The organism is Polaromonas sp. (assembly GCF_031411155.1).
In the GTDB taxonomy this organism is placed as follows: Bacteria; Pseudomonadota; Gammaproteobacteria; order Burkholderiales; family Burkholderiaceae_C; genus Polaromonas.
Genome location: NZ_JANOAL010000316.1, coordinates 1 through 6,483, shown reverse-complemented (window position 1 = coordinate 6,483; position 6,483 = coordinate 1). Strand labels below are relative to the sequence as shown.

The window sequence follows — 6,483 nt, the reverse complement described above, 5'->3', positions numbered from 1 at the left end:
TGAGCCGCAGGCGAGTTTGCACGAGACCCCGGCTGGACTGAGCACCGCAGGGTGCCCGTAGCGCAGCGAAGGGTCGCAGACAGCAGGGTCGCCTTTCTTTTCGTTAGGTTTCTTTGGCGAAGCAAAGAAAAGTAACTCGCCCGCCGGGGCGACATCCCGGCCTCCGGTCGTAAAACACCACGGTGGGCAGAACAAGCAAGTCTTATTAAGCCGCTCAACATAGCGCCAACGCCTCCAGACATTGCCGTTTGTGCGCCTCTCCACTGCCAGGCTTGATCTCCAGCCCAGGCAAACGTAAGCCATAGTCCAGCCCCAACTTGTCGGCCTGCAAGACCCACGCACACAGCCGCGACAGCTTGTGTTCGGTATCGGCCGTGCTCGCCTGCATGAAGTCCAGCCACAGTTCATGCCGCTGCGCCTGCTGGGTGTCGCGCACGATTAGCCCGTTGCCCTGCTCGTCAATATTGACGGCCTTCTTCCAGACCACGAGCTTCATCGGGTCGCCGCGCCGGTAGCCGCGCACGCCGTCAAATTCGCCGGTGCTTTGGGACCGGGCGGCTGCCGTTGCGCCCGACGAGCGCGGCTCGCCCGGCGGCAGGGGCGGTTGCATCGGTTCAGGCAGCGGATAGACCAGAATCTGCGCGGCGGGCCGCCAGACGGTCCAGACCCGGAAGGTGCCCAGCGGAAAACGGGTTTCTGCGGTCAGCGTGGGCAGGCGGTGCAGGCCGCGCCGGGGCGGCGTGAAAGCGACCTGCACCACGCTGCTGCCCTGCGCCGGCACATCGGTCCAGGCCCAGTGCCGCTCGCGGCCTTTTTTTTTGTCGACATCCTGCGGGTTCAGCACGCTCAGGCCAATGCCGTGTCGCGCGGAACCCCTTGCATTCGTCAGTTTGACATCAAAAGTAGCGCTAGCCCCCGCGTAATGCGCATGAGGCGCTATCAAATGCATAGCAAGCCCGCGCAGCGTGCCGTGGCACACGTGCATGCCCACCAGGGCGCTACCGGCCAGCAAAAAAGTCAGCAGGTAGCCCAGGTTGAGCTGGTAATTGATGGACGCCACCAGCAGCACCAGCAAGGTGATGCCCAGCATCCAGCCGGCGCGGGTCGGCACAATGTAGACCGTGCGCTGGGTCAGCGTGACGTTGTCGGTCAATGGCAGGCGTGCCTCGAACCAGGTCTGCATGCGGCTGCGCAGGCGCGCCAGCGGACGGGGCATGAAGGACCGGGTCGCCATGGCGAACTGCTGGTGCTCGCTCAGGGCAGTGGCACGGCGTCAAGCATGGCGTGCACCTGCTCCAGCGCGCCGCGGCCCGCGTCGCTGACCGGAATCAGGCGGTGCGCGGCGGTTTGCGGCAGCACGGCGGCGATGTCATCGGGCGCGACGTAGTCGCGGTGGCTTAAAAAGGCCTGCGCCTTGGCGGCCCGCATGATGGCGATGCCGGCGCGCGGGCTCAGGCCCTGCAAAAACCAGCGGCCCGAGCGGGTGGCGGCAATCAGGTCCTGCAGGTAGTTCAGCAGCGGCTCGGCGGCGTGCACCTGCATCACCTGCTGCTGCAGTTCCAGCAAATCGTGCGGTGCCAGCACGGCCGGCAGTTTTACCAGCAGTTCGTGCCGGTCGCTGCCCCTGAGCAGTTCGCGCTCGGCGGCGCGATCCGGGTAGCCCAGCGAAATCCGCATGTGAAAACGGTCCAGCTGCGATTCGGGCAGGGCATAGGTGCCAAGCTGGTCATACGGGTTTTGCGTCGCAATCACAAAAAACGGCAGCGGCAGCAGCCGGGTTTCGCCCTCGACCGTGACCTGTTTTTCCTCCATGGCTTCGAGCAGCGCGCTCTGGGTCTTGGGGCTGGCGCGGTTGATCTCGTCGGCCAGCAGCACCTGGGCAAACACCGGTCCGGGGTGAAAGACAAAACTTTCCTTCTGGCGCTCGTAAATCGACACCCCCGACAAATCGCTGGGCATCAGGTCGGCGGTGAATTGCACCCGCGAGAACTGCAGGCCGAAGGAGCGCGACAGCGCATGGGCCAGCGTGGTTTTGCCGACGCCGGGCACGTCTTCAATCAGCAGGTGGCCGCCGGCCAGCAGGCAGGCGACGCAGTCCTGCACCTGCGCCGGCTTGCCGACAATGACCGTGTTAAGCTGATTTAAAAGTGCCTGAAGCTTTTCTTTGACTTGCATTGTTACGACGTTAACCGAAAATTTCAACGCCATGAACGCCACCGGATATTTCACCCATAAAGACTGCCGCAAGCACGAGATGGGCGAGGGTCACCCGGAATGCCCGGAGCGGCTCGATGCGATTGAAGACTGGCTGCTGGCCACCGGTGTGGCCGACGCGCTGGACCGGCGCGACGCGCCGCTGGCGCCGCTGGGCGACATCGAGCTGGCGCATGAGCGCATGATGGTGGCGGCGATTCGCGGCCTGAGTGACCGCCTGGCCGACGACATCAAGGCAGGGGGGCCGGCCTACGCCCAGATCGACCCCGACACCGCCATGAATGTGCACACCTGGACCGCCGCCCTGCGCGCGGCCGGTGCCGCGCTGGCGGCCACCGACAGCGTGATTGCCGGTGAGATGGAAAACGCCTTCTGCGCGGTGCGCCCGCCCGGCCACCATGCCGAGCGCGGCAAGGCCATGGGTTTTTGTTTTTTCAACAACATCGCGATTGCCGCCAAATATGCGCTGGAGCGCCATGGCCTGAAGCGTGTGGCGATTGTGGACTTCGATGTGCATCACGGCAACGGCACCGAAGACATCATTCGCGGCGATAACCGGGTGCTGATGCTGAGTTTTTTCCAGCATCCGCTATACCCCTTCAGCGGCACCGAAAGCCACGCCAGCAATCTGGTCAACATTCCGGTGCCGGCCTATACCAAGGGCATGGACATCCGCGACATGATCGAAACCATGTGGATTCCACGCCTGGAAGCCTTCAAGCCCGAGATGATTTTTATCAGCGCCGGCTTTGACGCCCACCGCGACGATGACCTGGGCCAGCTGGGCCTGGTCGAGCAGGACTACGCCTGGATCACCATGCGCATCAAGGACGTGGCCAAGCGCCATGCCAGGGGGCGCATCGTGTCATCGCTAGAAGGCGGCTACAACCTGCGGGCGCTGGCGCGCAGCGTGGAAGCGCATATCCGCGTGCTGGCCGATTTGTAGGAGTTATTCATGAGTGCATCGACCGACGACCTGGCCTTGCCCGTTGTGCACACCCACGACGCGCGCGGGGTGCACCGGCTGGTGCTGAACCAGCCCGGCAAGTTCAACGCCCTCAGCGAGGCCATGCTGGCCGCGCTGCAGGGTGCGCTGGATGGTATTGCGCGTGACGGCTCTGCCCGCGTGGTGGTGCTGTCGGCGCAGGGCAAGGCCTTTTGCGCCGGCCACAACCTCAAGGAAATGCGCGCCCGCCCCGAGCTGGCCTATTACCAGCAATTGTTTGCGCAGTGCAGCCGCATGATGCTGGCGATTCAGGATTTGCCGGTGCCGGTGATCGCCCAGGTGCAGGGCCTGGCCACGGCCGCCGGCTGCCAGCTGGTGGCGCAATGCGATCTGGCGGTGGCGGCCAGCCCTGCCACCTTTGGCGTCAACGGCATCGACGTGGGCCTGTTTTGCGCCACGCCCAGTGTGCCGCTGGTGCGCAACATGCCGGCCAAGCAGGCCATGGAGATGCTGCTGACGGGCGAGTTCATTAGCGCCGACGAGGCGCGGGTGCGCGGCCTGGTCAACCGGGTCGTGCCGCTGGAGGCGCTCGATGCCGAGGTCGAAAAACTGGTTCAGTCCATCCTGCTGAAACCCCGCGAGGCGATTGCCATGGGCAAGGCGCTTTTTTACCAACAACGCGAAACCGGCGTGCGGGCCGCCTATCAGCTGGCAGGGCAGACCATGGCCTGCAACATGGCCCACGCCGTGGCACAGGAAGGCGTGCAGGCCTTCGTCGATAAAAGGAAACCCGAATGGCCAGCGCCGGCATCCTGAGTCTTGCTTCCACGTCCTTGACTTCCCCCGCCCGTTCATCACCTCCCGCGGCCCGCTTTGACACCCTGGATGCCTGGTTTGCGGCGCTGACCCAGCCCACGGCCCTGACCGAACTGGCCGCGCTGATTGTCTGCGTGTTGCTGGCCTGGCTGGTGGCGCGCGTGGCGAGCCGGGCACGCCGGGTCGCCGACAACGAGTCATCGATTCTTTTTGGCCGGCGGATTATTGACGGGGTGCTGTTTCCGCTGTTGCTGCTGTCGTTTGGCTACGCGGCCCAGGCGTTGCTGGCCCGGGTGGCGCCGCTGGCCGTGTTCAAGGTGGCGATTCCTGTGCTGCTGTCGCTGGCGCTGATCCGGCTCGGCGCCAAGGTCTTGCAGGTGGCGTTTAAAAAAGCGCCCTGGGCCGCCGCGCTGGAGCGCACCATCTCCTGGCTGGCCTGGATTGCCATGGTGCTGTGGGTCAGCGGCCTGCTGCCGGTGATCCTGGAGGAGCTTGACAACATCCACTGGAAGGTGGGCAATTCGACGCTGTCGGTGCGCACCCTGCTCGAAGGTGTGCTGACCGCCTCCCTGGTGCTGCTGATCACGCTGTGGATTTCCTCCGCCATCGAGGCGCGCCTGCTGCGCCAGGCCACCGGCAGCGAGCTGTCGCTGCGCAAGGCAATCAGCAACGCGACCCGCGTGGTGTTGATGTTTGTCGGTCTGCTGCTGGCGCTGTCGTCGGTGGGCATAGACCTGACGGCGCTGTCGGTGCTGGGCGGCGCCATCGGCGTGGGCGTGGGCTTTGGCTTGCAAAAGCTGGCGGCCAGCTATGTCAGTGGCTTTGTCATGCTGGCCGAGCGCAGCGTGCGCATTGGCGACAACGTGCGGGTCGACAGCTTCGAGGGCCGCATCACCGACATCAACGCCCGCTACACCGTGGTGCGCGCGGCATCGGGGCGCGAGTCCATCGTGCCCAACGAGATGTTCATCAGCAACCGGATTGAAAACCTGTCGCTGACCGACTCGCGGGTGCTGCAGGCCACCGTGGTGTCGGTCGGCTATGACAGCGATGCGGCGCTGGTGATGGGCCTGCTCAAGGCTGCCGCCCAGAAGCAAGGCCGCGTGCTGCGTGACCCCGAACCCTCGGCCGCCCTGACCAACTTTGGCCCTGATGGCCTGGAGTTCACGCTCAATTACTGGATCATCGACCCGGAAAACGGCCAGCAAAACCTGCGTTCCGACATCAACCTGCGGGTGCTGCAATCGCTGCGCGAGCACAAGATCGAGATTCCGTACCCGCAGCGGGTGCTGCACACGCGGTCCATTCCGGGTGAACCGGCTGCACCGGCCGAGGCTGCTGCACCCGCCGGCCCGACAAGGCCAGCCACTCCCGCCTGAGCCTTGCCGGGCGTTGGTTGCGCAATGTTTCCATTCTGTTGGGTAGGGTGCTCTAATTCCACAGCTTCCGCGATTTATAATTCAAAAAATAGAACGACCGTTCTTTTTTTTCGACCGCCACGAATATCCTCGCCTGGCGGCCCGGTTGGGCGCACCATGAATGCCGCAGCATAGAATGCAAAGCTTACCTTTACGTCAACGTCAACGTTAATCAATAAACTCTGGAGCCCCGTCATGAAGGTTTTGGTACCCGTCAAGCGTGTAGTCGACTACAACGTCAAAGTCCGCGTCAAATCAGACGGCACTGGCGTCGACATCGCCAATGTCAAGATGAGCATGAACCCCTTCGACGAGATTGCCGTCGAAGAAGCCACGCGCCTGAAGGAAAAAGGCGCCGTGACCGAGGTGATTGCCGTGAGCTGCGGCGTGCTGCAGTGCCAGGAAACCCTGCGCACCGCCATGGCCATAGGCGCGGACCGCGCCATCCTGGTCGAGACCGCCGAAGAACTGCAGCCGCTGGCCGTGGCCAAGCTGCTCAAGGCCCTGGTCGAAAAAGAACAGCCGCAACTGGTGATTCTGGGCAAGCAGGCGATTGACGATGACTGCAACCAGACCGGCCAGATGCTGGCCGCGCTGCTGGGCTGGCCGCAAGCCACCTTTGCCTCCAAGGTGGATGTGGCCGACGGCAAGGCCGTCGTCATGCGCGAGGTCGATGGCGGCATGGAAACGCTGTCCATCACCTTGCCGGCCATCATCACCACCGATTTGCGTTTGAACGAGCCGCGCTATGTCACGCTGCCCAACATCATGAAGGCCAAGAAAAAGCAGCTCGACAACTTCAAACCCGAAGACCTGGGCGTCGATGTCAAGCCGCGCCTGAAAACCCTCAAGGTCAGCGAGCCGCCCAAGCGCAGCGCCGGTATCAAGGTGGCCGACGTGGCGGCGCTGGTGGACAAACTCAAAAACGAAGCGAAAGTCATCTGAAACTTTGCGGGAAAGACCGCAGCTACAAGTCGATAACTTTGCGGGAAAGACCGTAGTTACACGAAGTGAACAAGCTCTGTCCTCAACTGATTGAATAATTTTTTGGAACAAAAAATGACTGCATTGGTAATTGCCGAACACGAC

At 63.3% G+C, this 6,483-nt stretch carries 6 protein-coding genes; 4 read left to right on the top strand and 2 right to left on the bottom strand.

What is annotated here, in order from left to right:
* Positions 1-214 precede the first annotated feature (214 nt).
* Together RMO23_RS18550 and RMO23_RS18545 are read right to left on the bottom strand one after the other, a co-directional pair.
* Positions 215-1,234, bottom strand: coding sequence for a DUF58 domain-containing protein (locus RMO23_RS18550; protein WP_309684382.1), 1,020 nt, complete (start codon positions 1,232-1,234; stop codon positions 215-217).
* 20 nt (positions 1,235-1,254) lie between these two features.
* A complete protein-coding gene (locus RMO23_RS18545) occupies positions 1,255-2,175 on the bottom strand; it encodes a MoxR family ATPase (RefSeq protein WP_309684380.1) in 921 nt (306 codons plus the stop codon).
* Between the two features lie 31 nt (positions 2,176-2,206).
* Here RMO23_RS18545 and RMO23_RS18540 point away from each other — a divergent pair, with 31 nt between their 5' ends.
* The 4 genes from RMO23_RS18540 to RMO23_RS18525 all read left to right on the top strand — a co-directional run bounded on the left by RMO23_RS18540 (position 2,207) and on the right by RMO23_RS18525 (position 6,339).
* Positions 2,207-3,160: a histone deacetylase family protein gene (locus RMO23_RS18540; RefSeq protein WP_309684378.1), complete on the top strand. Its 954-nt coding sequence runs from the start codon at positions 2,207-2,209 to the stop codon at positions 3,158-3,160.
* 9 nt (positions 3,161-3,169) lie between these two features.
* On the top strand, positions 3,170-3,976 hold the full coding sequence (locus tag RMO23_RS18535) for an enoyl-CoA hydratase (protein ID WP_309684375.1): 807 nt from the start codon (positions 3,170-3,172) through the stop codon (positions 3,974-3,976).
* Positions 3,955-5,355, top strand: coding sequence for a mechanosensitive ion channel domain-containing protein (locus tag RMO23_RS18530; RefSeq protein ID WP_309684372.1), 1,401 nt, complete (start codon positions 3,955-3,957; stop codon positions 5,353-5,355). The genes RMO23_RS18535 and RMO23_RS18530 overlap by 22 nt, the downstream gene beginning before the upstream one ends.
* A 234-nt stretch (positions 5,356-5,589) precedes the next feature.
* Positions 5,590-6,339 carry an electron transfer flavoprotein subunit beta/FixA family protein gene (locus RMO23_RS18525; RefSeq protein ID WP_309684370.1) on the top strand — a complete coding sequence of 250 codons (750 nt, stop codon included), beginning with the start codon at positions 5,590-5,592 and terminating at the stop codon, positions 6,337-6,339.
* Positions 6,340-6,483 lie beyond the last annotated feature (144 nt).

What these genes read in the sequence shown, in the direction of transcription:
- RMO23_RS18530 (WP_309684372.1), top strand. Translation starts at nt 3,955, where the DNA reads ATGGCCAGCGCCGGCATCCTGAGTCTTGCTTCCACGTCCTTGACTTCC.
- RMO23_RS18525 (WP_309684370.1), top strand. Translation starts at nt 5,590, where the DNA reads ATGAAGGTTTTGGTACCCGTCAAGCGTGTAGTCGACTACAACGTCAAA.
- RMO23_RS18545 (WP_309684380.1), bottom strand. Translation starts at nt 2,175, where the DNA reads ATGCAAGTCAAAGAAAAGCTTCAGGCACTTTTAAATCAGCTTAACACG.
- RMO23_RS18550 (WP_309684382.1), bottom strand. Translation starts at nt 1,234, where the DNA reads ATGGCGACCCGGTCCTTCATGCCCCGTCCGCTGGCGCGCCTGCGCAGC.
- RMO23_RS18535 (WP_309684375.1), top strand. Translation starts at nt 3,170, where the DNA reads ATGAGTGCATCGACCGACGACCTGGCCTTGCCCGTTGTGCACACCCAC.
- RMO23_RS18540 (WP_309684378.1), top strand. Translation starts at nt 2,207, where the DNA reads ATGAACGCCACCGGATATTTCACCCATAAAGACTGCCGCAAGCACGAG.